At 68.7% G+C, this 25,458-nt stretch carries 15 protein-coding genes; 9 read left to right on the forward strand and 6 right to left on the reverse strand.

Annotation, left to right across the window (positions count from 1 at the left end):
* Positions 1–112: 112 nt before the first annotated feature.
* Entirely contained in the window at positions 113–1,471 is a 1,359-nt protein-coding gene (locus MKK49_RS08415; RefSeq protein WP_244027678.1) for a diguanylate cyclase domain-containing protein, read from the forward strand.
* Between the two features lie 82 nt (positions 1,472–1,553).
* Here MKK49_RS08415 and MKK49_RS08420 read toward each other — a convergent pair whose 3' ends face one another.
* The gene (locus tag MKK49_RS08420; protein ID WP_244027679.1) at positions 1,554–1,766 is read right to left on the reverse strand and encodes a hypothetical protein; all 213 of its coding nucleotides are present in this window, start codon (positions 1,764–1,766) and stop codon (positions 1,554–1,556) included.
* Positions 1,767–2,274: 508 nt separating this feature from the next.
* On the opposite strand from MKK49_RS08420, the gene MKK49_RS08425 reads away from it, so the two are divergent.
* Both MKK49_RS08425 and MKK49_RS08430 read left to right on the forward strand, forming a co-directional pair.
* The gene (locus MKK49_RS08425) at positions 2,275–5,358 is read left to right on the forward strand and encodes an autotransporter domain-containing protein (RefSeq protein ID WP_244027681.1); all 3,084 of its coding nucleotides are present in this window, start codon (positions 2,275–2,277) and stop codon (positions 5,356–5,358) included.
* 435 nt (positions 5,359–5,793) lie between these two features.
* Positions 5,794–6,006, forward strand: coding sequence for a hypothetical protein (locus tag MKK49_RS08430; protein WP_244027683.1), 213 nt, complete (start codon positions 5,794–5,796; stop codon positions 6,004–6,006).
* A 42-nt stretch (positions 6,007–6,048) separates the two neighbouring features.
* Here MKK49_RS08430 and MKK49_RS08435 read toward each other — a convergent pair whose 3' ends face one another.
* Positions 6,049–8,409, reverse strand: a complete 2,361-nt coding sequence (locus tag MKK49_RS08435; protein ID WP_244027685.1) for an EAL domain-containing protein — start codon at positions 8,407–8,409, stop codon at positions 6,049–6,051.
* A gap of 384 nt (positions 8,410–8,793) precedes the next feature.
* On the opposite strand from MKK49_RS08435, the gene MKK49_RS08440 reads away from it, so the two are divergent.
* From MKK49_RS08440 to MKK49_RS08450, 3 genes are read left to right on the forward strand one after another with little or no spacing between them, the layout of a single operon-like run.
* Positions 8,794–11,067 carry an ATP-binding protein gene (locus MKK49_RS08440; RefSeq protein ID WP_244027686.1) on the forward strand — a complete coding sequence of 758 codons (2,274 nt, stop codon included), beginning with the start codon at positions 8,794–8,796 and terminating at the stop codon, positions 11,065–11,067.
* Position 11,068: 1 nt separating this feature from the next.
* On the forward strand, positions 11,069–11,530 hold the full coding sequence (locus MKK49_RS08445) for a response regulator (RefSeq protein ID WP_244027687.1): 462 nt from the start codon (positions 11,069–11,071) through the stop codon (positions 11,528–11,530).
* A gap of 23 nt (positions 11,531–11,553) precedes the next feature.
* Positions 11,554–13,242 carry a response regulator gene (locus tag MKK49_RS08450; protein WP_409565041.1) on the forward strand — a complete coding sequence of 563 codons (1,689 nt, stop codon included), beginning with the start codon at positions 11,554–11,556 and terminating at the stop codon, positions 13,240–13,242.
* A gap of 63 nt (positions 13,243–13,305) precedes the next feature.
* On the opposite strand, the gene MKK49_RS08455 is transcribed toward MKK49_RS08450, so the two are convergent.
* A complete protein-coding gene (locus MKK49_RS08455) occupies positions 13,306–16,410 on the reverse strand; it encodes an N-6 DNA methylase (RefSeq protein WP_244027688.1) in 3,105 nt (1,034 codons plus the stop codon).
* A gap of 296 nt (positions 16,411–16,706) precedes the next feature.
* Between MKK49_RS08455 and MKK49_RS08460 the strand changes: the two genes are divergently transcribed.
* Positions 16,707–18,188 (forward strand): methyl-accepting chemotaxis protein, encoded by a 1,482-nt coding sequence (locus MKK49_RS08460; protein ID WP_244027689.1) that lies wholly within the window; start codon positions 16,707–16,709, stop codon positions 18,186–18,188.
* 51 nt (positions 18,189–18,239) lie between these two features.
* Here MKK49_RS08460 and MKK49_RS08465 read toward each other — a convergent pair whose 3' ends face one another.
* From MKK49_RS08465 to MKK49_RS08475, 3 genes are all read right to left on the reverse strand, one after another.
* The gene (locus MKK49_RS08465) at positions 18,240–19,817 is read right to left on the reverse strand and encodes a hypothetical protein (RefSeq protein WP_244027690.1); all 1,578 of its coding nucleotides are present in this window, start codon (positions 19,815–19,817) and stop codon (positions 18,240–18,242) included.
* 5 nt (positions 19,818–19,822) lie between these two features.
* Entirely contained in the window at positions 19,823–21,628 is a 1,806-nt protein-coding gene (gene lepA, locus MKK49_RS08470; protein ID WP_244027692.1) for a translation elongation factor 4, read from the reverse strand.
* A gap of 151 nt (positions 21,629–21,779) precedes the next feature.
* Entirely contained in the window at positions 21,780–22,598 is an 819-nt protein-coding gene (locus tag MKK49_RS08475; RefSeq protein ID WP_244027694.1) for a HugZ family protein, read from the reverse strand.
* Between the two features lie 293 nt (positions 22,599–22,891).
* Here MKK49_RS08475 and MKK49_RS08480 point away from each other — a divergent pair, with 293 nt between their 5' ends.
* Together MKK49_RS08480 and MKK49_RS08485 are read left to right on the forward strand one after the other, a co-directional pair.
* Positions 22,892–23,602 carry a response regulator transcription factor gene (locus MKK49_RS08480; protein ID WP_244027695.1) on the forward strand — a complete coding sequence of 237 codons (711 nt, stop codon included), beginning with the start codon at positions 22,892–22,894 and terminating at the stop codon, positions 23,600–23,602.
* Between the two features lie 84 nt (positions 23,603–23,686).
* Positions 23,687–25,453 (forward strand): stimulus-sensing domain-containing protein, encoded by a 1,767-nt coding sequence (locus MKK49_RS08485; RefSeq protein WP_409565039.1) that lies wholly within the window; start codon positions 23,687–23,689, stop codon positions 25,451–25,453.
* Positions 25,454–25,458: the final 5 nt, after the last annotated feature.

Below are 25,458 nucleotides of genomic sequence, written 5' to 3' on the forward strand. Positions count from 1 at the left end.
GGGATCGGGCGAACCGGCCACCGCACGCGAGCGACCGCCCGACACCGATCCTTCAGACTCATGTGGCAGGATGGCGTCTCCGTGCCGCTTTGCGCGGAGGGAGAGCGGCTTCATGCTGGATGTGCGGCGGCCCGAAACGCGTCTCCCGTACGAGATCGCGTCGCCGCCGGTCGGCCTCGTCGCCCTGCTGGACCGGCTGTGCCAGGCCCTGGCGATCGCGTCGGCGGACATCCGCCTGTCAGACGGGTCCGTAATGCGCAGCGGCGACGGCCGCGACCGCGCGGAGCCGCATCCGTCCGTGGACATTCCGCTGGGGAACGGGCCTTCGGAAAACGGCGGGCCTCTCGGCACCCTGAGCCTGTCGGCTCCGTGGGCGCGACACCCGTCGGCGGCCCAGGAGGCCTGCCTGTCGGGCTTCGTCCTGGCGGCGAGCCTCGTCCTCGAGCGGGAGCGGGACGCCGCCACCCTGATGCGCCTCGGCACCGAGCGGACGATCCTCGCCGCCATCGTCCGCGATCAGTCCGCCGCCCTCGCCCACCTGCGCGAGACCTTCGAGGCGGCGAGTCAGGTCGCCCGGATCGGCGTGTGGGAATGCGACCTGCGCGACCAGCGCCTGACCTGGACGGACGCCGTCTACGACCTCTTCGAGTTTCAGCGCGGCAGCGTCCTCGACCGTGACGCGACCCTGCGCTGCTATCCGCCCGGCTCCCGCGAAACCATGGAAGCCCTGCGGGCCCGGGCCATCGCCGAGGGCGGCGGCTTCCACCTCGACACGCCCATCGTCACCGCGCGCGGCCGGCACCGCTGGATGCGCCTGACCGCGACCGTCGCGTGCGCGGACGGCGTGCCCGTGCGCCTCTTCGGCATGAAGCAGGACATCACCGAGGAGAGGCTCCAGGCCGACCGGACCCGGCACCGCGCCGAGACCGACGGGATGACCGGCCTGCCCAACCGCAGCGTGTTCGAGGCGCGGCTCGCCGCCCTGGACGGACCCGGCGCGGACCCGTTTTCGCCGGGTGCGGCGCCTTACGGTGCCCTGCTGCTCATCGACCTCGACGGGTTCAAGGCGGTCAACGACACCTTCGGGCACGCCATGGGCGACACCTGCCTGGCCCAGGCGGCCCAGCGCCTGCGGAAGGCCTGCCGCCCCGGCGACTTCGTGGCCCGGATCGGCGGGGACGAGTTCGCCGTCCTGCTCGGCGGCCCGCTCGCCGGAGCGGAGCCCGAGGCCTGCGCCCAACGGATCGTCGCGGCCCTCCGCTCCCGGGTCCGGGGGAACGGCCTGAGCGTGCGGCTCGGTGCCTCCGTCGGCCTGGCGCGGACCGGGGATTGCGGTGCGACCGAGCTGTTCGCCCGCGCCGACCGGGCGCTCTACGCCGCCAAGGCCGCGGGCCGGAACACCGTTCGGAGTTTCGCCCCGGCCCTCGCCCCGGGCGCACCGGCCCGGACGCGGCGAGGTGCCATCGCCTGAGTCGTGGGGGTACGCCCGTCCGTCATGGGGCGGTTGGAGTGTGGTAGACCTCAATGGGTCCTCGAAGATCGGGACCGCACAGTCACGCCCATCCCGACCGTCGGCCTCGTTCGGACGATCGTATCAGGTGCGGTGCTCGGTCGACGAAGAGACGGGCGTCGACGTGCCGAGGGAAAGCGTCTTCGAGACCCGCACGATCGAACACCGCCGCCAGCGACGTGCGTCGGCCCGGGACGAAGCCCGGCGCGACCGGGTCGCCTTCATCGAAGGCGACGACGATCGGCGGCGCATCCATGCAACCCTCGAAACATCACACCCCAGCAGGCCGACCGGAACGCCTGCGCCCCCCGTGCCCGCGAAATCCGAAGACGATCGCGTGCGTCCATCCGTTCTTGCGTGAGCACGTTCTCGGTATCGGCAGGAATCGGCATGCGCGGCCCCGGACCGCCTCATGACACGCGGCGACGCCGACGAAGACGAACGGCCAACCCACTGCGTCCACGTCAACGCCGAATCCCCCACGTCATCTCGAAATACCGTGTCTCTTATGAAACACAGGTCCGTACAGGGAATGATTTCGCAATTATATATCTCAATACATACCTAAAACATTCATAGTATAAGCATATTACTATCGCGAACATGCTGGAGTATATAATTTGTCGACTATATCTATAGTGTGTTGTTTTAAGACCACATAAGAAAAACGGATGTTTTATGTACGAATTATGACCAAGACTCATGCGTAGACTTCGCTAGGACCTCTCCGGCCGCCGTCCGGAACGGCGTGAGAGGGGCGAATCATGGATTTGAAGCAAAGTGTCTCGATCATCGCGGTGATGGTCGCGGCGTTCGGATCGACGGTCGCGCAGGCGCAGACCGCCACCGTCACACCCGCCGACGCCAACGTTCTGAACCTGCTGTCCCCGTTTCTCGGTCTGAACGCGACCGCGATCGGGCGGCAGACGCTGCGCGACAATCTCCAGCAGTCGATCGCGATCAACAACGCGGCGACCCCGCAGCAGCAGCAGCTGGCGATCAGCGACAAGTCCGGGAACGTCATCAACGGACTCGGTCCGATCCTGGGGGGGATCTACGCCTCGTCCAGAGCGAGGGATTCGACGGCGTCGAACGGTTCGATCGGCCGCGTCAACGATCTGATGTCGCGGTCTCTCGTGCTGACGGCGTCCGCCGTCAGCACGACGAAGAACTACTTCGCCAACGGCGCGGCCATCAATCCCGGCACCGTGACCGCCAACTACGTGCCCGTCCGGGCCGTGGCAGCCGCCGGCTACAGCCTGCCGACCTTCGGCGATCTGCCGAACGCCCGCGAGAGCGTCTACGATCTCGCCTACGGCGTCTCGAACCGGCAGCCGGGCCAGAACGTCTACGGCAACTCGCGACCGCTGCAGGTCTCGAGCCAGATCAATCAGTTCGACCCGACGGCGATCAACGGCGTCGTCGTAAGCCCGGCCTTCCCGAGCGGCCACACCGCCGGTGCCTACAACGACAGCATCCTGTTCGGAATGCTGGTGCCGGAGCTGTATCAGAGCATGCTGTTGCGCGCCGGCGAGTTCTCGAAGAGCCGTGCCGTGCTGGGCGTGCACTACCCGCTCGACCTCGTCGCCGGCCGGGCCCTGACGTTCTACGGTCTCGCCCAGGCCTTCACCAATCCGCTCTACATCGACAACGCGGCGACGACCGGCACGGCGCTCAACCTGCCGAGCCAGCTCACGGCGGCGCAGACCCAGCTCCGGAGCACCTTCGCGCAGCAATGCGGAGACACCGTCGCGGCCTGCGCCGCGAGCGCCGCCAACACGGCGAACAACCCGTTCGTCCCCTCGGCGGCGAACCAGGCGGCCTACCGGCAGGGCCTCACCTCCGGCCTGCCGACGCTGACCTTCGCGCAAGCCCCGCGCGAGGCGGCACCGGCCGGCGGGCCGGACCCGTCGATCCTGCTCGCGACCCTCTACGGCGGCAGCACCGCCGCCGCGCGGACGATCGCCCCGAACGGCGGCCTGCACGGGCAGCTCGCGACGGACACGATCAACCAGATCGTCGTCAACACCCAGACCAATGCCCTCGCGGCCTTCTACGGCACGGCGCTGAGCTACTGGAGCCGGATCGATCTCTATTCGGCGGCGGGCTATTTCGGGAACGTCACCGGGACGCTCCGCATGGACAATGCGGATCGGCTGACGACGAACGCTGCCATCGGGAGCGGCGGCGCCCTCTACGCCAACGGCACCATCACGGGCCTCGCCACCGTCGGCGCCGGCGGCCTGCTCGGCGGCATTGGCACGGTCGGCGGCGTCAGTGCGCTCTCCGGCGGCACCGTCGCCCCGGGCAATTCGATCGGCACCCTGAGGGTTGCTGGCAACGTCGCCTTCGCGGCCGGGTCGACCTACCAGGTCGAGGCGAACGCCACCGGCCAGTCCGACCGGATCGCGGCCTCCGGCGCCGCGGCGCTGAACGGTGGCACCGTGCAGGTGCTGGCCGCAGGCGGGACCTACGATCCCCGCACCCGGTACACGATCCTCACCGCGGGCAGCGGCGTGTCCGGCCAGTTCGCGGGCGTGACCGCGAACCTCGCCTTCCTCAGCCCGAGCCTGCGCTACCAGGCCAACGAGGTCGACCTGACGCTGACCCGCAACGACATCCCGTTCGCCACCATCGCGCAGACCCGCAACCAGGCCGCGGTCGCGACGGCGATCCAGGCCGGCGGGGCCGGCACCGGCGCCTACGACCGCACCATCGGGCTCACCACGCCGGAGGCCGTGGGGGCGTTCCAGGCGCTCACCGGCGACATCCACGCCAGTGCGATCGCAGCCGAATTCGAGACCGCGTTCTTCGTGCGCGAGTCGATCCTCGGCCGGATGCGCTGGGGCGCGTCTCCCGGCGACACCGACGGGGCGGATTACGGCCGCCTGCCGGCGTCCTACACGGCGGACCTTCCGGGCCGTCGGGCGGCCCCCGTCCCGGTGCCGGTCCGCGTCCTCGACCCGCGGGTGTTCGGCGTCTGGGGCCAGGGCTTCGGCAGCTTCGGGCAGGCCCGGACCGACGGCAACGCGGCGAGCCTGTCGCGCCAGACCTCGGGCTTCGTGCTCGGCGCCGATGCGCGCGTCGAGAGCGGCTTCCGATTCGGCCTCGCCGGCGGCTACACCGTGACGAACCTCGACACGGGCAACCGCCTGCAATCGGGCGCGATCGAGAGCGGTTTCGGCGGTCTCTACGGCGGCTACGAGCGTGGGCCGGTCTCGCTGCGCCTCGGCGCCGTCTATGCCGACAATTCGGCGCGCCTGCGCCGCACGGTGCTGTTCGCCGGGGTCTCCGATGCGCCGACCGCGCGGACCGGCGGCGCGACGATCCAGGGGTTCGGCGAACTCGGCTACAAGGTCTTCCTCGGCGGCGCGGCGGCGCCGAACGGCAGGGAGTCCGGGCCGGTGCCCGTGACGGCACCGTCCTACATCGAGCCCTTCGTCGGCGGCGCCGCCATCTCCATCCGCCGCGACCGCTTCGCCGAGACCGGTGGTGTCGCGGCGCTGACCGGGTTCGCCCGCGACTACGACCTCGGCACGGCCACCGCCGGCCTACGGGCGCAGACCAGCCTCGAGCTCGGCTTCGGGGTTCCGGTCTCCGCCCACGGCCTGCTGGGCTACCGCCGCGCCTTCGGCGACGTGGTTCCGACGGCCCTCCTCGCCTTCGGTGCGACCGGACCGACCTTCCTGACGGCCGGCCTCCCCATCGACCGCGACGCTCTGGTGGCCGAAGCCGGCCTCGACCTCCGGGTCTCGGCCAACGCGACGCTCGGCGTGGCCTATGCGGGCCAGGCGGGACGCCGCGCCGAGGACCACGCGGTGAAGGGCAACTTCACCTACCGGTTCTGAGTCGACGCGGGCGCCCGGCCGGGGAGATCGGCCGGGCGCCCGCGTCTCTCAGAGATTGCTTGTTGCGCCGAAGCGCTCGGATGGGGTGGCGGCGGCATGAACCGCTCGAGCCTGCCATAGGCCGGGGGCGCAGGCGCGACCGCTGATCGATGGCGGCCTCGACGATGCCGCGATCACCGGGATGGATGCGATCCAGCCACTCCGTACCCGAGGGCATCGACGGTGCGCCGGCCGGTCGACCGAGCCCACTCTTCGCTCACGGACACCGATCGACCGGCGGCATCCGTCACCAGAATCATTGTGGCCACGTCACATCATCTTGTTCGCACGATCAGCGTCGCGTGCCATAAATTCTCCGCAACCGGGTTTAATCCTAGTTGGCATACGGCACACCAGAGCAATCGGGCCGTCCGAGTTTGCATGCCAGGGCACCGCATGTCCTCTTCCGACAACGCGACCACGGCCCGTTTGAACGCCATCTCGGCCGCCTTGCGGATCCCCCTCGACCAGCTCTTCGAGACGCCCGCTTCGTGCGAACTCGCGGACGCGAACGAGTGCCTCCGGCTCTGGCGCCTGCTCAGAACCGCGGAAGCGCGCGATCGCGCCCTGGCGGCCCTCCGCAAGGCGGTGGAGGAGGAAGCGACCTGAGCTCCGACCGGCGTTCGGTCGGATTCGCTGGAACGCCGGGACTTAGGCCGCCCGGTCGAGCTCACCCGGCGCGCGGCCCTGGACCACGGAGGCCGGGCGGCCGATCAGGTAGCCCTGCACGGCGTCGCACCCGATCGCGCGGAGCAGGGCGAGCTGATCGGGGGTCTCCACCCCCTCCGCCAGGGTCGCGATGCCCATGTCGCGGCCCATCTGGGTCACGGCCTTGATGACGGCCAGGGACTGCCTGTCGCTCAGGGCCGCGGCGACGAAGCTCCGGTCGATCTTGATCCGATCGAGGGGGAGGTCGCGCAGGTGGGCCAGGGACGAGTAGCCCGTGCCGAAATCGTCCATGGCGATCCGGATGCCGAGCTGGCGGAGGGACCGCAGGACGTGGGCGATCTGGCGCCCGTCCTCCACGAGGGCGGTCTCGGTCAGTTCGAGCTCCAGGCGATGCGCGGGCAGGCCGCTGCGCGCCAGCGCGTCGGTGACGTGGGACAGCAGGCGCGGTGAGCGCAGCTGGACCGCCGACACGTTGACGGCGAGGTGCTGGTCCGCGGGCCAGCGCGCCGCCTCGCGGCAGGCCTGCTCCAGCACCCACCGCCCGATCGGCACGATCGAGCCGTTGTCTTCGGCGAGGGGAATGAACTCGGCCGGCGAGACCAGCCCGCGATGCGGGTGGTTCCAGCGGATCAACGCCTCGTAGGAGACGATCCGATCGTCCGCCAGCGACAGGATCGGCTGGTAGACGAGGTGGAACTGCTGCTGGGCGAGGGCCGCCCGCAGGTCGTTCTCGAGATGGCCGCGCTCGGCGATCGCCTCGATCATCCCGGGCTGGTAGCTCATCGCCTGCCCGCGCCCGCGGCGCTTGGCCTCGTAGAGGGCGATGTCGGCCCGCTGCATCAGGTCATCGGGTCCGGTGCTGTCGCGGGCGCTGCAGACGCCGATGCTGCAGCCGATCACCACCGTCACGCTGTCGAGGGCGTAGGGCCGCTCGATCTCCGCGACGATCCGTTGGGCCAGCGCCTCCCCGAACGCGCCGTCGCCCGGCGCCAGGATCGCGAGCTCGTCGCCGCCGTGGCGCGCGATGAAGCCCTCCGGGCCGAGGTGACCGCGCAGGCGCGCCGCGACGGCGACGAGGAGCTGGTCGCCGACGGAATGACCGAAGGTGTCGTTGACGGACTTGAAGCGGTCGAGGTCGAGCAGGAGAAGGGTGGACGGCTCCTGGCTGCGATGGCTGGCGAGCATCCGCTCGCTGAGCCCGCGCCGGTTGCACAGCCCCGTCAGGGGATCGTGATAGGCGAGATGCGAGATCTCCTCCTGCGCGCGCCTGTCTCGGGTCACGTCGTCGTAGGTGAGGACGGCGCCGGTCTCGACGGGCTGGCAGGCGATGGACAGGATGCGGCCGTCCTCGAAATGATGTTCGACCCGGGTCTCTTCCGCCTTGGCCAACCAGAGCCAGTGATTGCGCACCACCCGGGCGACCCGGTCGGCATCCCAGCCGTTGGCATCGCCCGTCGCCTGGAGGAACCGATCGAGGCGCATGCCCACGAACATGTCGGCCGGGGCGAGACCGAGCATCCCGCACAGGCGCTGGTTGTAGAGCTCGATCGTCCCGGTCCGCGAGATCTTCAGGATGCCGTTCGACATGTTCTGGAGCGCGGTCGCCAGAACCGTCAGGTGGGCCGTTTCCTGAGCCTCGAACCGCCGGGTCGCGACCAGGGCGAGGAAGGCCCCGAGGATCAGGATCGCCGCGCCGGCCGCCGTCAGGATGCTGAGGGACAGCTGGATGTTCGGGAGCATCCGGTCGATGTGCTGTCCCTCGAGGACGGTCCCGGCGAGCGAGATGAAGTGCACCCCGCACACCGCCAGCACGATCAGCAGGCACGGCACGCCGTAGGGGTGACGCCCCCGGGGGAGGACGCGCAGCAGGGCGAGGAGCGCCGCGCCCCAGAGGCAGGCGAGGCCGTTGGCCAGGAGGGACTGGCGCTGGGCGCAGCCCTCGAGGGCCGCCATGCCGGTGATGTGCATCACGCCGATGCCGAGCCCCGACGCCGCGCCGAGGACGCCGCGCAACCACCGGCCGGACGGCAGCGTCGAGAGGGCGAAGGGCAGGCCGACCGCGAGGACGGCGATCCCGGCCGACACCAGGGTGGTCCCGAAATCGTAGCCCAGGATGAGGTCGGTTCGGTAGCCGAGCATCGCCATGAAATGCGTCGTCCAGACCCCCAGCCCGGCGGCGAACGCCGCGCCGAGGAGCCAGCGGATGCGTCGCGCCCGCGGGGCCGCTTCGGCCTTCTGCAGCAGGTGCACCATCAGGCCGGCGCTGAGCGCGCAGATCGTCGCCGCGGCCAGGACGAAGCTGACCGCCTGACTTTCCAGAAGCGCGATGAAGGTCGACATCATGCCTCGACATCGAGTCAAACACCTTCGCTCTTCCTTAAAATTCATCGTTAAAGAAGCGTCTATCGCGCCCGGCGGAGCGATTTCCTCAGGCACACGCGCGTCGCCGCCAGGCAACTCCGATGATCACTATGACGTGATGAGAAGGTTTATCCTGTCATCGACGACTCGACACAATCTTATCGAGAACATTAAAGCCGCTCTCACGCATACGGCGACCTGAAATCGTCGATGGCCCAGCACCACGGGGGGCAAACCGGGCCGGCGGGTGGAACTTAACTGGAGCGCGGCCCCCGATCCTGCGCCCTTGTGCGCGTTTCACGGACCGGCCCAAGCTGATATCGAGAAGGCGGTGCCGGGCGGCCTTGCATCCTCGGAGCATCATCCTTGAACCAACGGACCGAACGCGCGACGGGCCTCGACCTGACGGTCTGCGACCGCGAGCCCATCCATATCGTCGGCAGCGTGCAGCCGCACGGGTTCCTCCTCGTCCTCGATGCGGCGAGCCTGACCATCGTCCAGGCCAGCGCGAATGCGCCGGCGGCCGCCGCAGTCGGGACGGCCCTCGACGGAGCGCTCCCGGAGCTTGCCGCCGTCGTCCGGCGCCATCTCGCGGACCCGGTGGACCAGGACGGCGCCCTCTATCTGCGCACGGTGTGCCTGGGGACCGGCGCCGACCGGCAGGCCTACGAGGTCGCGGCGCACCGCGTCGGCGGCCTGGTCGTCGTCGAGCTCGAGGAGACGGACGACGCCTCCGGGGATTCCGGCCTGGATGCCCTGACGCCGAGGCTGCGCGCCTTCGTCCAGAACCTCCACGTGGCGCGCACGGTGGAGGATCTCTGTGCCCTCGTCGCCCAGGACATCCGGCGCATCACCGGATTCGACCGGGCCCTGGTGTACCGGTTCGACCGCGACTGGCACGGCACGGTGCTGGCCGAGGACGGCAACGGCGTGCTGCCGTCCTACCTCGACCTGCGCTTCCCGGCCTCCGACATCCCGGCCCAGGCGCGCGAGCTCTACCGGCGCAACCGCCTGCGCATCATCCCGGATGCGGGCTACGTGCCGGTTCCGATCCGGCCGGCGCTGACGCCGTCGGGACAGCCGCTCGACCTGAGCCAGTCCGTCCTGCGCTCGGTCTCGCCGGTCCATGTCGAGTACATGCGCAACATGGGCACGATGGCCTCGATGTCCGTCTCGATCCTCGTCGACGGAGCGTTGTGGGGGCTCATTTCCTGCCACAACGGGGAACCCAAGCGGGTCCCGCTCCAGGCCCGCAACGCCTGCGACGTCCTCACCCAGATCTTCGCCCTGCAACTGTCCGCCCGCGAACGCGGCGACCAGGCCGAGCAACGCCTGGCCCTCGGCGCCGTGCAATCGCGCCTCCTCGGCTTCATGGCGGAGGAGGACAGCTTCGTCAACGGGCTGCTCAAGCACCCCGAGGACGTGCTGGCGCTGGTGAATGCGGACGGTGCGGCCATCGTCACCGCGGAGCATTGCCGGCTCCTCGGCGCGACGCCGCGGCAGGAGGAGGTGCGAATCCTGTACGAGTGGCTGTCCGCCAACACCGACGGGTCAGAGGTCTTCGTCACCGAAAGCCTGTCCGAAGCCTCTCCCGAAGCCAAGGTCTTCCCGCGCGCCGAGGCGTTCACGACCCTCGCCAGCGGCCTGCTGGCGATCTCCGTATCGAAGCGATACGCGAGCTACATCCTCTGGTTCAGGCCCGAGGTGGTGCGGACGGTGAAATGGGGCGGCAATCCGGTCAAGGCGGTCCAGCCCGATCCGGCCGGCGGACCCGACCGCCTGCACCCGCGAAAGTCCTTCGCGATCTGGGCGGAGACCCTCAAGGGCCGCTCCCTGCCGTGGTCCGTCTCCGAGATCGAGGCGGCCAAGGATCTGCGCGCGTCGGTGCTCGGCATCGTGCTGCGCCGGGCCGAGGAGCTCGCCGCCCTGAGCGAGGAACTCCAGCGCTCGAACCGGGAACTGGAGGCGTTCTCCTACTCGGTCAGCCACGACCTGCGCGCGCCCTTCCGGCACATCGTCGGCTACGCGAACCTCCTGAAGAACCGCGAATCGGCCAACCTCTCCGGGAAGGGGCGACACTACGTCGAGACTATCATCGAGGCGGCGTTCTCGGCGGGCACCCTCGTCGACAACCTGCTGTCGTTCTCGCAGATGGGCCGGCACGCCCTGAACCGGATCTCGGGCGACATGAACACCCTCGTGGAGGAGGTCCGCCGCAAGGTGCTGCGCGACGTGGAGCCCGGCCGCGTCGTCCGGTGGGAGATCGCGCAGCTGGGACGGGCCTACGCCGATCCCTTCATGCTGCGCCTCGTGCTCGAGAACCTGTTCTCGAACGCGGTGAAGTACACGCGCGGCCGGGCCGAGGCGGTCATCGAGGTCGGACGCCTGCCGCCCAGGGACGGCGAGGCGGTGTTCTTCGTGCGCGACAATGGCGCCGGCTTCGACATGGCCTATGTCGACAAGCTGTTCGGGGTGTTCCAGCGCCTGCACCGGGTCGAGGAGTTCGAGGGCACCGGCATCGGACTCGCCAACGTGCGCCGCATCGTCGAGCGCCACGGCGGACGGACCTGGGCCGAGGGCGTCCTCAACCAGGGCGCGACGTTCACTTTCACGCTGCCCCTGCGGGCGGAGGAACACTGAGATGGCCGGATTGAAGCCGATTCTCCTCGTCGAGGACAACCCGAACGACATCGAATTGACGATGGCCGCCCTCGAATCCAGCCAGCTCGCCAACGAGATCGTCATTTGCCGGGACGGCGCGGAGGCGCTTGACTGGATCTACCGGCGGGGACCGCACGAGAAGCGGCAACCGCAGGACCCGGCCGTGATCCTCCTCGACCTGAAGCTGCCGAAGGTCGACGGCCTCGAGGTGCTGGCCAAGGTGAAGCGCGATCCGGCGACCCGGGGCATCCCGGTGGTGATGCTGACCTCGTCGCGCGAGGAAACTGACGTGGTGCGTTCCTACGACCTCGGGGTGAACGCATTCGTGGTGAAGCCCGTTGGGTTCGATGAGTTCTTCGCCGCCATCAAGGACCTCGGGGTATTCTGGGCCGTCCTGAACGAGGCGCCGCCGCACAGGGGAGGCTGGCCATCCAACGTCTGACCGGGCGCTCCGACGCCCTGCGCATCCTTCACCTCGAGGACAGCGACCTCGACGCCGAGCTGATCGAGGCGGAGCTGGAGGCCATCGGCCACCCGGTGGTGATCGAACGGGTCATGACCCGCGACGATTTCGCGGCCGCGGCCCTGCCCGCCCGGCACGATCTCATCCTGGCGGACTACGTCCTGCCGACCTTCGACGGCATCAGCGCGCTTGGCATCGCCCGCGCGCAATGCCCCGAGATCCCGTTCGTGTTCTGCTCGGGCACCCTCGGCGAGGACGTCGCCGTCGAGGCCCTGAAGAACGGCGCCACGGACTACATCACCAAGCAGCGCCTCGACCGGATGCCCCGCACCATCATCCGTGCCCTGGCCGAGGCCAGGGCACGCGCCGACCGGCATGCGGCCGAGGCGGCGCTGCAGGCCGTCAACGAGACCCTGGAGATTCGCATCATCGAGCGGACCCGCGAGCTCGCCGAGGCCAATGCCGAGCTCAAGCACGAGATCGCCGAGCGCGAGCGGGCCGAGGATGCCCTCCGGCTGAACCAGCGGCTCGAAGCCGTCGGACAACTGACGAGCGGCGTCGCCCACGACTTCAACAACCTCCTGACGGTCATCGCCGGCAACATCGAGTTCCTGGAGCGTGTGGTGTCCGACGAGCGCTCGAAGCGGCGGCTCGCGATGATGAAGGGGGCGGCCGACCGCGGCGCCCGTCTCACGGCGCAGCTCCTCGCGTTCTCGCGACGTCAGCGCCTGGAGCCGACCCCGGTCGGCCTGAACCAGACCGTCGCGTCCATGGGCGACCTCCTGCAGAGCTCCATCGGCGGAGCGGTCCAGATCGAGACCCTGCTCCAGGCCGACCTGTGGCCCGCCCTGGTCGACGCCACCCAGATCGAGCTCGTGATCCTGAACCTCGCCATCAATGCCCGGGACGCCATGGCGGTGGGCGGGCGACTGACCGTCGAGACCGCCAACGTCACCATCACGGGTGCTCCCTCGCGGCCGGAGCAGCCCCAGCCCGGCGAGTACGTGATGGTCTCGGTGAGCGATACCGGGACCGGCATGACCCCCGAGGTGCGCGCCCGGGTGTTCGAGCCGTTCTTCACGACGAAGGAGGTCGGCAAGGGTTCGGGCCTCGGCCTCGCCCAGGTCTACGGCTTCGTGAAGCAGTCCGGCGGCGGCATCCGCATCGACACGGTGTCGGGCGAAGGGACCTCGATCAAGGTCTACCTGCCGCGTGTGGACGGCGACGCATCGGCCGCACCCCCTCGCCCCGGGCCCATCGATTGCGCGCGCGCGCATCCGCCCGGCAGCAGGCCGATCCTGCTGGTGGTCGACGACGACGCCGAGGTCCGCGAGGTCACGACGACCCGGCTCGCCGAGGCGGGCTACGACGTGCGCGAGGCCCCCTCGGGCCTTCAGGCCCTGGCCGCCCTCGAAGCGGACCCGTGCGTCGACCTCGTCGTGCTCGACTTCGCCATGCCGGGCATGAACGGCGCCGAGGCGGCCATCGAGATCCGCAAGCGCTGGCCGGGCATGCCCATCCTGTTCGTCACGGGCTTCGCCGACACCGACGCGCTGACGAAGGCGGGCGTCGACCGGTCCGACGGGATCGTGCTGAAGCCGTTTCGCGTCGGCGAACTCGAACGCAAGGTCGCCAACGCCCTCGCCGCGCCGATGGCCCCGGGATTGCGGCTGGTCTCCAACCGTTCGTAGACGGGCCAAAGTCCCGACCGCGGACACGGGGTCGCCGCGTCGGCCCGTGCCCGGCCCGGGATCTCACGTCTCGGCGGGTTCGGGCACCGGCCTGTCGGCGAGGATCGGCACGGGGGGGATTGGTACGTCGGGAATCGGCACGGCGAAGCCTCGGGCGGGAGGCCCGAGCAGCGCCTCGACATCGGCGTCGATGCGCGCCGCGATCCCGTCCGCCAGCAGGGCCGCCCGCACGCCGGCGCGCGCCCTCTGGAACGGCGCGCCGGGCGGGATCGCCACGGCGGCGGCGACGGCCTCAGCGGCCTCGGCCCCCGCCGCCAGGGCCGCGTGCAGGGCCGAGCGGGCGTCGAAGAGCGGGATCGGCAGGGTGAACATCAGCTTGTCGAAATGCCGGGCCCCCTGCTCGCCCCTGGCCTGCAGCAGGGCGATCCGCCGGCGGGCGGCCTCGCTGTTGAGGATGGCGAGGAGGTAGAGGCCTTCCGCGCGGCTCGCCACGGCGGCCCAGTACAGGGTGTCGTCGATGACGCCGTCCCCGTCGAGGAGGCAGGCCGCCGGGCGGGTGCCGGCCTTGGCGAACACCACCCGCAGGGGCGCCGGGGGACACTGGACCGTGAGCTTGCGGTTGTAGTCCCAGCCCTGCTTCAGGGTCATGGTGCCGGCGCTCTTCTGCGTCCAGGCCGCCTCGGCCTCGCGCAGCCACGCCGCGAGGCGGGGCGCCCCGTGGCCGGCGGCCTGCCGCGCATCGAGGAGGACGTCGTCCTCCAGCGGGATCACGCCCTCGGCCGGCTCCAGGGCGCGGAACGGGGCGATGGACGCGCCGAGATGGACCCGGCGGAGGTAGCGCGCCTCGATGGCCCCCTGCTGGCCCGGATGATCGCGCCAGGGCGACTTCTCCAGGGACGAGCGGCGGCTGCGGACCAGGGGCGCGCCGGGGTTGGCGCCGAGGCGGCCCACGGGGACGCGTTCCACGAGGCAGAGCACGCGGGGGACCAGGGCGGCGCCCTGGCGGAAGCGGTCGCGGTAGGGCGAGCCGGCGGCGAAGTTCGCCGCGAGGGGGGCCGGGGCGTCGCGCAGGACGAGGTATCGATCGGCCAGGGCCTCGGGCGCGTCCTTCGACGGCAGGCGGCCGGCGAAGGCCGTCACCCGGCCCGGCGTCGGCCGCGCCGGGCCGCCCGTCACCTCGGCGAACAGCACGCAGGTCGGCACCCGGAAGACCGGGGCCACCGCCTGGTTGTCGAGCATCCAGCCCTCCGTGAAGGCGACGGAGAGGCCGGTCCAGTCGCCCGTGCGGAAGGCGCGGAACTGGCCCCGGCTCAGGGCCGCCAGGGGCAGCACCATGGCGACGCGCCCGCCCGGCCGGCGCCCGCGCGGGCGGCGGGCGTAGAGTTCGGCGGCGCGGGCGAAGAACAGGGCCGAGAGGTCGGTCTGGGTGACGAGGTGGGCCTCCTCGGGGCCGACCCAGAGGCCGAGGCGCCGGGCGGTGTCGCGGAACCGCCGCTGCATCGCCGCGGCCATGAAGCGGTAGGACAGCCACGGCGGGTTGCCGATGACCACGTCGACCCGCGCCCCGTCCGAGAGGGCCACGGGCCGGCTGAGGTTGCGCGCGACGAAACCCCAGACATGGTCGCGCCCGGCCCGGCGCAGGCGGTCGTAGGTGAGGTAGGTTCCCCGCAGGGTCCCGACCTGATCGGGCGGGACGCCGAGCCCCGGCAGGCTCGCGGCGAAGGCGTCGCCGCTCCAGCCCTCCTCGCTCGCCGCGTGGAGCGCGGTGATCACCCGGTCGAACCCGGCCGGATCGGCGCAGAGTTCGAGGGGAAAGCGCAGGAGCGGCGCGCCCTTGCGGCCCTCGCGGGGATCGCGCGGCACCTCGACGACGAGGTCGCGCTCGAGGCCGTCGCGGGTGACGTTCCACTGCAGGGCGTCGCCGAGATAGACCGGCAGCGACAGGTCCCCGTCCCGCTGCGGCAGGGCCTCGCCGAGCGCCAGGAGGTAGGTCACCCGGGCGAAGATGACCGCCACGGGATGGACGTCGAACCCCGTCACCCCGGCGCAGCAGCGGGCGGCGACGAGGCCCGGGGGAACGCCCGCCGCCAGCAGGGCCTCGCGCTTGAGGCGCACGGCGTGGAACAGGAAGCTGCCCGAGCCGCAGGCCGGATCGAGGCAGCTCTGGTCCGCCGGCGCGTCGAGGGCCCGGCGCACCACCTTCCGGGCGAGCCAGTCGGGCGTGTAGTACTCGCCGAGGTCGTGGCGCTGCTCGGGATCGATGAGGGATTCGTAGAGCACCTTGAGGAGATCGACGTCGACGCTGCCGAGGTCGAACCGGGCGGCGTGGGCCGCGAGGCCGGCCACGATGGCGTCGCCGCCGGGCGCGTCGAGGACCCAGCCGAAGAAGTCGGTCTCGACGGCGCCGTGCACCCCGGCCTCCCGGAAATGCCGGCCGGACAGGAGATCGGCCGGCGTGGACCGGGCGAGGTTGGACGACTGGCCCATGGTGCCGGCGGCAATCGCCTTGGCCAGGATCACCAGGTAGGTGTGCTGGAGCCAGAGGGTGCTGTCGTCGATGGCCCGGCCGTAGACGAAGCCGAGGTGCCGCGACCAGAGCTGGCGCTTCAGTACGGCCTCCGGGTGGCGCGCCAGCCCGGCCCAGGCCCCGGCCAGGAGCCCGAGGGTCCGCGCGAAGGCGGCGCTCTCGCGCCCGAGCTCGCCGGTGATGCCGATGGCGTCGGCGGGCAGCCAGTCGCGCACGGCGATGACGCCCTCGAGCCAGGCGACGAGGCGGGCCGCCTCGGCCACCCGCACGTCGTGGCCGGTGAGTTCCACCAGGGCGCCGTCGCGCATCTCGTAGGCGGTGAAGGTCGCCCCGTCCGTGGCGAGGCCGACGTAGCGCTGGCCCGTCGCCCCCTCGCGCTCGGGCAGGTAGCGGGCGAGCTGGGCTTCGGCCGCCGGCCGCTCGCGGCGCAGATCCGTCTTGATCTCGATAATCGTGCGCCCGAGCAGGGCGTCGACGCGACCGTTAACCTCAGGTATCTTTCGCTCGAAAACGATCTGCTCGCTGCGCGCCCCGAGGGCCTCGACGAGGAGACGGTACAGCAGGGCGCGGACCTTCTCGTGCCCAGGGCGGCTGGCCAGCTCGGCGACGATGGCGGCGAGGATGTCTGCGTCGATCGGCATGGGCTGTCCCGTGTGAGGCGCCGCCCACTATCATTACCTCAAGTTGCCTTTCAATTGACGATTGAGCGATCGGCGCCACCATCCGCGCAGGATGCACCGGGAAATTTCGGCGGCGCACCGGATCGCGGTCCCGGGCTAAAATTCGCCCAGGGTTGCCGTCCATTTGTGCAAGCGCGACGAGACCTGAAAAGATTTCATCAAGTGGGACGAGGCTAATCTCGAACCGCTCCGAGATCTGCGGAAGCATCGTGCGGCCCATCGAAAGCACCGAAGACGTGTCCGTCAGAAGCTCTTCCATGGGCGCCGGCCCGACCCCTTCGGTGAAGACGGACCCGCTCGCGCGCCTGCGGCGGCTCGGCCGGCCGTCGCGGGCCGCTCCGGCGGAGACCCTGCCGCAGGATCTCGGCTCCGTCCTCGCCTTCCTCAACACCGTCTCGCGGGCCTGCGCCGAGGCGGCGTCGCCCGAGGCCGCGACGGCGTCGTGCCTGTCCATCGTCGCGGGCTTCACCGGCTGGCCCATCGCCCACGCCTATCGGCGCCTGCCCGGGGACGGCGCCGGGGCGCGGGGCGGGATGACCTCCATGCGGGTGTGGCACCTCGCGCCGTCGGGCGACCCCCGCCACGCGGACGCCTTCGTGGCCGCCTCGGAGCAGGCCGTGTTCGCACCGGGCCAGGGCCTCGTCGGGCGCGTGGCGGCGAGCGGGGCGCCGGTGAGCTGCCCGGATTGCACGGTGCTGCCGGGCTTCGTCCGGGCCGGCACCGCCCGCCGGAACGGCGTGCGCGGCTGCTTCATGTTCCCCGTGCGCGTCGGCGACGGGGTGGAGATCGTCCTGGAGTTCTTTTCGCGGGAGACCGCCGAACTCAAGCCCGACCTCCTCGAACTCATGGCCTACGTCGCCGACCGCCTCGCCCTGGCGCTGACCGAGCACGCCCAGCGCAGCCGCGTCGCCGCGCTCATGCGGGCGCTCGACGGCATCGGCCAGCGCCTCGCCGGCACGACGGTGGGGGTGGAGGCGGGCGCCCAGGCCGCGCTCCGGGTCGCCGAGACCGTGGACGCGCGCCGCGGCGAGGTCGACCGCGCCGCCACGGAGGCCGCCCACGACATCGACACCGTGGCCCGGTCGGCCGAGGACCTCGTGGCCCTGTCGCGGGAGGCCGGGGACCACGCCGCGCGGGTCGGCACGCTGGCGGGCGGCTCGGCCGCCCGCCTCGGGGAGGCCGTGGGGGTGTTCTCCGAGCTCGAGGCGCGCATCGCCGGCGTCGGCCGGATCAGCGACCTCATCGGCACCATCGCGCGCCAGACCAACCTGCTGGCGCTGAACGCCACCATCGAGGCGGCCCGGGCGGGGGAAGCCGGGCGCGGCTTCTCCGTGGTGGCCGCCGAGGTGAAGGCCCTGTCGAACCGGGTGAGCCAGGCCACCGCCGAGATCGGCACGCAGATCGAGCACCTGCGCCAGGGTGCGGCCCGCTCGACGGATTCGCTGTCCCGGGTGCGGACCGAGATCGAGACGGTGCAGGGCACCGCCGGCGACATTCTCCGGGTGAGCGGCGCCCACCGGGAAGCCGCCGGCCGCATTGCCGACGGCGTCGCCCAGGTCCGCACCACCTTGGGCGCGGCGACCCACCACCTCGACGCCCTCAGGGCCACGACGGACGAGGCCCTGGTCCAGTCGCAGACGCTTGGGACGACCTCGGGGCAGTTGCGGGATCAGGGGCGGGAATTGGGCGAGGCGACGCGGGAATTGGCGCGGTCGGCGGGATTAAAATTGCCAGCTTAACTTGTACTACAATACAAATTTAGGACTGCAACCTCCGAATTTAAAAGTCTATTAAATTGATAGAAGATGATTTGAGTCATCTTTCTTCAAAAAAATCCGACGGTCTATTACAGTAAAATCATCATCGGGCAAGGCATCGCAAAAGTTCCTTGCGGAGATTTTCAAATACTGAATGCACTGGTGGCGACTTTTAAAGACCTCGCAATCTCTCGGATAGGTCTTATACGCAGATAACTTAATTTTTTTGCCATCAATTAAAACTGGACCTTCTGATACAATAGAAACCGCCAGTAATTTTTTGCCGCAGGAGAATATCATTGGAAATACAAATTTAGCATCCTTAGGGGCCACCGGGGGCTTTTCATTTATGGTCGATGTGATTAATAGCTTATGGTTTTTTTGACGACCGACCATGTAACACATCGTTCTATTCGATTTCATAAAATGAAAAAATTCATTTATGGAGAATATTATCTTATTTCTATTCTGCACTTTGTCGAATAAGCGTTCCACCGCACGAACGGCAACGTGGAAATCTTCAATATCATCGCTCGCAAAATTCTCGGTACGCAAATCCCCATGGATGAACCGCTCGTCGTCGATGAAGCATTCGATCTCACACCCACCTGCGGATAGCATTCGCACCAAAGTAACGTTATTTTTTAAGTTCGCCCATTGTTCGCATAAGTTCCAGTTTGGGCTGAATCTCCAATTCGAAACGCCTACACCTCCTACCGAAAAAGCAAATAAATCATGTTCGATTCTTACTCGGAATTTTTCGTATTCTAAGTTCGGAATATTTGGAATTCTTACAGACGCAGAATATTCCGCTCGAAGTCCGAGCTTCTCATTGAAAAATACAACTATTGCAGCAATATTGCAGCTTGGCTCAGCTCTCATAATAGCTGATTTAGATATCTCTTTTGTCACAGTAATTTCAAATCGCGTCTCGCTGAACTCAAAGTTACTTACTTCAAGTTCTTCTATCTCACCAAGCATAAGCGCGACCAATCGATCTTGCCCACATTCGCCGCTGATACTAAATTTTCCTGTATACGCATCTGACTTGTAACCAATACTTCCAACAAGGCTAATTTTACTCTTTATATATTCCTCTAAATTATTATGGCTATGCTTCCTTATTATTGCAGCGACATCACTGGGACAAGCAATCAAATCAAGATCTAGGACAGAAATAGGAAGATAAATTTTCTTGATTTTTCGCTCTGTTGGGGAGGATACCGAGATCTTTCTCAGTTCCCGCAATATAAAAGCAATTGCCGTTGGGCCAATGTGGCCCATAGTGAAAGAAATGCGGCCGGATTGCTTGTCTAACCTACCTACAACAATAAATGCGGGCTTTACTTCAGTGGCCATTCTCTCCGCATTATTTAATTTAATTTCGACAGACCTTATATCCCGTGTTGAAGTTTTAACTTGGACAAAGGCACAAAGCGATGCCGGACGCTTATCCAACGTGTCGCGAAAGCCGGCATCTAACGGAAACTGTACGAAAAAATCCCATCCTGCATCATCTTCCAACGATGGATTGCATATTAAGTCTGTATCGGAGCACAGACGACTGAATGCCTTTTCGCCGCTCCGGCCAATGTTTTGATTGCTGACCATGTGGATTAATCGTCCATCTTCAGCGCAGCAATGAAGGCTTCCTGCGGGATCTCGACCTTGCCGAACTGGCGCATCTTCTTCTTGCCCTCCTTCTGCTTGTCGAGGAGCTTGCGCTTGCGCGAGATGTCGCCGCCGTAGCACTTGGCAGTGACGTCCTTCGAGAGGGCCTTGATGGTCTCGCGGGCGATGATCTTGCCGCCCAACGCCGCCTGGACCGGGATCTGGAACAGGTGGCGGGGGATGAGGTCCTTCAGCTTCTCGCACATGGCGCGGCCGCGATGCTCGGCGCGGGTGCGGTGGACGAGCATCGACAGGGCGTCGACGGGCTCGGCGTTCACCAGGATCGACATCTTGACCAGATCCCCCTCGCGGTAATCGGAGATGTGGTAGTCGAAGCTGGCGTAGCCCTTGGAGATCGACTTCAGGCGGTCGTAGAAATCGAACACCACTTCGTTCAAGGGCAGGTCGTAGACGACCATGGCGCGCTTGCCGACGTAGTTGAGATCGACCTGGGCGCCGCGCCGGTCCTGGCACAGCTTCAGCACGCCGCCGAGATGCTCGTCCGGGGTAAGGATGGTGGCGCGGATCCACGGCTCCTCGATGCTGGTGATCTTCATCACGTCCGGCATGTCGGCCGGGTTGTGGAGCTCCTTCGTCGTCCCGTCGGTCATCTGCAGGCGGTAGACGACGCTGGGCGCCGTCGAGATGAGGTCGAGGTTGAACTCGCGCTCGAGGCGCTCCTGGATGATCTCGAGGTGGAGCAGGCCGAGGAAGCCGCAGCGGAAGCCGAAGCCCAGGGCCGCGCTCGTCTCCATTTCATACGAGAACGACGCATCGTTGAGGCGCAGCTTGCTCATGGCGCTGCGCAGGGTCTCGAACTCGGCTGCGTCCACGGGGAACAGGCCGCAGAACACCACGGACTGCACGTCCTTGAAGCCCGCCAGCATCTCCTTGCACGGGCGCTTGTCCTCGGTGAGCGTATCGCCCACGCGGGTGTCGGCGACCTCCTTGATCGAGCCGGTGAAGAAGCCGACCTCGCCGGGGCCGAGCTCGCCGATATCGGCCATCTTCGGCCGGAACACGCCGATCTTGTCGACGCCGTGAACGGCGTCGGCCCGCATCATGCGGATGTTCATGCCCTTCTTCAGCACGCCGTCGACGATGCGCACGAGGACCACGACGCCGAGATAGACGTCGTACCAGCTGTCGACCAGCAGGGCCTTGAGGGGCGCGTCGCGGTCGCCCTTCGGCGGCGGCAGGCGGGTGACGATGGCCTCCAGCACCGCCTCGATGTTCAGACCGCTTTTGGCCGAGATCGCCACGGCCTCGGAGGCGTCGATGCCGATCACCTCCTCGATCTGGGCGCGGATGCGCTCGGGCTCGGCCGCCGGCAGGTCGATCTTGTTGAGGACGGGGACGATCTCGTGGTTGGCGTCGAGCGCCTGGTAGACGTTGGCCAGCGTCTGCGCTTCCACACCCTGGCTCGCATCGACCACCAGCAGGGAGCCCTCGCAGGCGGCCAGCGACCGCGAGACCTCGTAGGCGAAGTCGACGTGGCCGGGGGTGTCCATCAGGTTGAGGATGTAGTCCTTGCCGTCCGCCGCGCGGTATTCGAGGCGCACGGTCTGCGCCTTGATGGTGATCCCGCGCTCCTTCTCGATGTCCATGGAATCGAGCATCTGCTCGCTCATGTCGCGCAGGGCCACGGTGCCGGTGGTCTGGATCAGCCGGTCGGCCAGCGTCGACTTGCCGTGGTCGATATGCGCGACGATGGAGAAGTTGCGGATGTTGTCGATGGGCGACGTGGTCATCGAGGGTGCGATCTCCGGCGCGCGCGGCCCCTCGTCGTGGGACGGGCCCGGCGCACGGCCTCAAGGGTAAGGGAAACGGGTCGCCCGCAGATAGCAGCGTGGGTTGCCCACGCCAAGCGCGGGGGGTGGGCGGTCCAGTCTCCCTCTCGCCTCAAGCCCCGGGCGCGGCGCCTTTCCGCGCCTCGGCCGCCATCGTCACCAGCACCTTGCGCAGGGCCCCCATCGCGCGCACGGGCTCCGGGTAGAGCACCCGCGCCGTGCGGTCGCCGGCGAGCAGGTCCATCCCCTCGGGGTCGAGGCCGGTGAGGCGCCACGGGCCGGGCTCGGCCCCGGTGCCGGCGGCGTAGAGGGCCAGCGCGTCGAGATGGTCGGCGTTCATGTGCTCCACCGCGCCGCCCTCCCCCGCCACCAGGGCCTCGGCCCCGGCGAGGTCGAGGCGCAGTTCGTCGGCCGTCAGCACGGCGGCCTTGGCGAAGCCGCCGTTGAGATGGCCGGCCCTCGGCTCCAGGGCGAAGAAGCCGAAATCCGGAAAGTCGGCGTAGAGCTTCGCCTTGGGATGACGGGCGAGGAAGCGGGTACGGGCGCGCGGCTCGGCCGTCTGCGTCACCCGCCCCGTCACGGTGAGGCGTGGGTGGGCGAGCGGGTCGCCCTTGCCGCCGGCGCTGAACAGCAGGGAGGCGCGGGGATCGGCCAGCAGGTTGCGGGTGTGGGCCGAGAGCCGCGACAGCAGCATCAGGGGCGTGCCGTCCACATCCGTCGCGACGGTGACGAGGGAGACGAAGGGCGTGCCGTCCTCCGGGTCGAGGGTGGCGAGCGCCCCGGAGCGGATGCTGCGCAGGAGGTGGCGGGCGAGGCCGATGGCGTCGAAGGGCGCGTCCGCTGCCGGGAGCGGCACCGCCGGCCCGCGCCGCTCGCCCGGGTTTCCCTCGCCCGTGCCTCCCCCGCCCGTCTGGTCCGCGCGCTCCGCCATGGTTCCGTCCCCGTCTCGGCTGCCGTTCAGCCACGTGATGATAGCGGTGGCACGGTCCGGTTTGCGAGGTGGCGGGAGTGCGGCCCGTTGGCCTCAGTCAAGCACCAATGCGACGCCGCTCGCTTTTTACGCAGGGACCCTTTACACAGCCTGACTCTCCGCGCGAATGCGGCCCTCGCCCCTGGGGGCAGGCCGCCAGCGCGTTTTTCGCCGGCTCCGGTGTGTTCGGAGTGGGATGCGGAGATGCGGGCGCACCGCCCGCAAGGACCGCATCCGAGCAGTAGGGAACGCGCATGCCCACCATCGCCCTCGTGGACGACGACAGAAACATCCTCACCTCCGTCTCCATCGCGCTGGAGACCGAAGGCTACCGCATCCAGACCTACACCGACGGCGCCTCGGCGCTGGACGGCCTGAAGCATTCCCCGCCCGATCTCGCGATCTTCGACATCAAGATGCCGCGCATGGACGGGATGGAGCTTCTCAGGCGTCTGCGGCAGAAATCCGACCTTCCCGTGATCTTCCTCACCTCGAAGGACGAGGAGATCGACGAATTGTTCGGCCTCAAGATGGGCGCCGACGACTTCATCCACAAACCGTTCTCGCAGCGCCTCCTCGTCGAGCGGGTGAAGGCGGTCCTGCGCCGCTTCGCCCCGAAGGACGGCCCCGGAGCCGCCGCCCGCGAGGCCGACGCGGCCGCCCGCTCCCTCGAGCGCGGCCTCCTGATGATGGACCCCGAGCGCCACACCTGCACCTGGAAGGGCGAGGCCGTGACCCTCACGGTCACCGAGTTCCTCATCCTCCAGGCGCTGGCCCACCGCCCCGGCGTCGTGAAGAGCCGCAACGCCCTGATGGACGCGGCCTACGACGATCAGGTCTACGTCGACGACCGCACCATCGACAGCCACATCAAGCGCCTGCGCAAGAAGTTCAAGGTGACGGACACCAACTTCGACATGATCGAGACGCTCTACGGCGTCGGCTACCGCTTCAAGGAAAGCTGAGCCCGGCGCAGGGTCCGCCCGAGCGAAGCCCGCCGGGCGGTCCATTCCGAAAAGATTTCCGCGACCCCATCGAACCGGACCGACGTGGCGACCACAGATCAAGTCGAAGACCGCCCCCTCCGCCTGGTGGAGTGGCCCCGCGCCCTGTGGAACGCCATCGGCCAGCGCGCCTCGTCGAGCCTGACACGACGGATCGTCGTGCTCAACCTCGTGGGGCTGTTCGCGCTCCTGTTCGGCTTCCTCTACCTCAACCAGTTCCGCCAGGGGCTGATCCAGGCCCGGGTCCAGAGCCTGCTGATCCAGGGCGAGATCATCGCCGGCGCCATCGCGTCGTCGGCCTCGGCCTCGGGCGACACCGGCGCCATCCGCATCGACCCCGACAAGCTGCTCCAGCTCCAGGCGGGCGAGGCCGAGGAAGAGCCCTCGCCGCTGGCCTTCTCCCTCAACCCCGAGCGGGTGGCGCCGCTCCTGCGCCGCCTCATCACCCCCACGGGCAACCGCGCCCGGGTCTATGACGGCGACGGCGGCCTGCTGTTCGATTCCCGCACCCTGTCGGCGCGCGGCGAGATCGGACGGGGTGAGACGGGGCGCGGCGATCCCACCCTGCGCGAGCGCAAGCGGACGGTTCTGGAGCAGGTCTTCGACTTCGTGCAGACCCGCATCCTCGGCGGCCAGCGCCCGGCCCGGACCGAGGAGGTCGGCCCCACGAGCGGGCACGGCCTCAAGGAAGTGCAGGTGGCGCTCGGCGGCGCGCGCGGCACCATCGTCCGCCGCAACGAGGTCGGCGAGACCATCGTGTCCGTGGCGGTGCCGATCCAGCGCGGCAGCGCCGTGCGCGGCGCCCTGCTGCTCTCGACGCAGGGCGGCGACATCGACCGGGTCATCGCCTCGGAGCGCTTCGGCCTGCTGCAGGTGTTTCTGGTGGCGGCCGCCGTGATGCTGGTCCTGTCGATCCTGCTCGCCGGCGCCATCGCGGGGCCGGTGCGCCGCCTCGCCGACGCGGCCGAGAAAGTACGATTGGGCATCAAGTCCCGCGAGGAGATCCCCGACTTCACCGGGCGCACGGACGAGATCGGCCACCTGTCGGGGGCGCTGCGCGACATGACCCAGGCCCTCTACCGGCGCATCGACGCCATCGAGAGCTTCGCGGCCGACGTCTCCCACGAGCTGAAGAACCCCCTCACCTCGCTCCGCAGCGCCGTCGAGACCCTGCCGCTGGCGAAATCCGACGAGTCGCGCGGGCGCCTGCTCGAGATCATCCAGCACGACGTGAAGCGCCTCGACCGGCTGATCTCCGATATCTCCGACGCCTCGCGTCTCGACGCGGAGCTGGCGCGGGCCGAAGCGCGCAAGGTCGACATGCACAAGCTCATGACCACCGTGGTGTCGGTGGCCAACGAGCGCCGCCGCCTGAAGGATGCCCTGATCCAGCTCGACATCGCGCAAGCCGCCGGCGAGGGCGAGGCGCCGTTCGCGATCTTCGGGCACGATTCGCGCCTGGGACAGGTGGTCAACAACCTCCTCGACAACGCCCGCTCGTTCTCGCCCCCCGACGCCAAGGTGCGGGTGGCCCTGCGCCGGGTGCGCGGCGACGTCGAGCTCGTCGTCGAGGACGAGGGGCCGGGCATCCCCGAGCACGCCCTCGAGCGGATCTTCGAGCGCTTCTACACCGACCGGCCCGAGCAGGGCTTCGGCCAGAATTCGGGCCTCGGCCTGTCGATCTCGCGCCAGATCGTCCAGGCCCATCGCGGCACCATCCGGGCCGAGAACCGCCCCGGCCCGGCGGACGAGGACGGCGAGCCGACGGTGCGCGGGGCCCGCTTCACCGTGCGCCTGCCGGCGGCGCGCTGAGGCAC

The sequence above is a fragment of the Methylobacterium sp. J-090 genome (genome assembly GCF_022829345.1).
Lineage (GTDB): Bacteria > Pseudomonadota > Alphaproteobacteria > Rhizobiales > Beijerinckiaceae > Methylobacterium.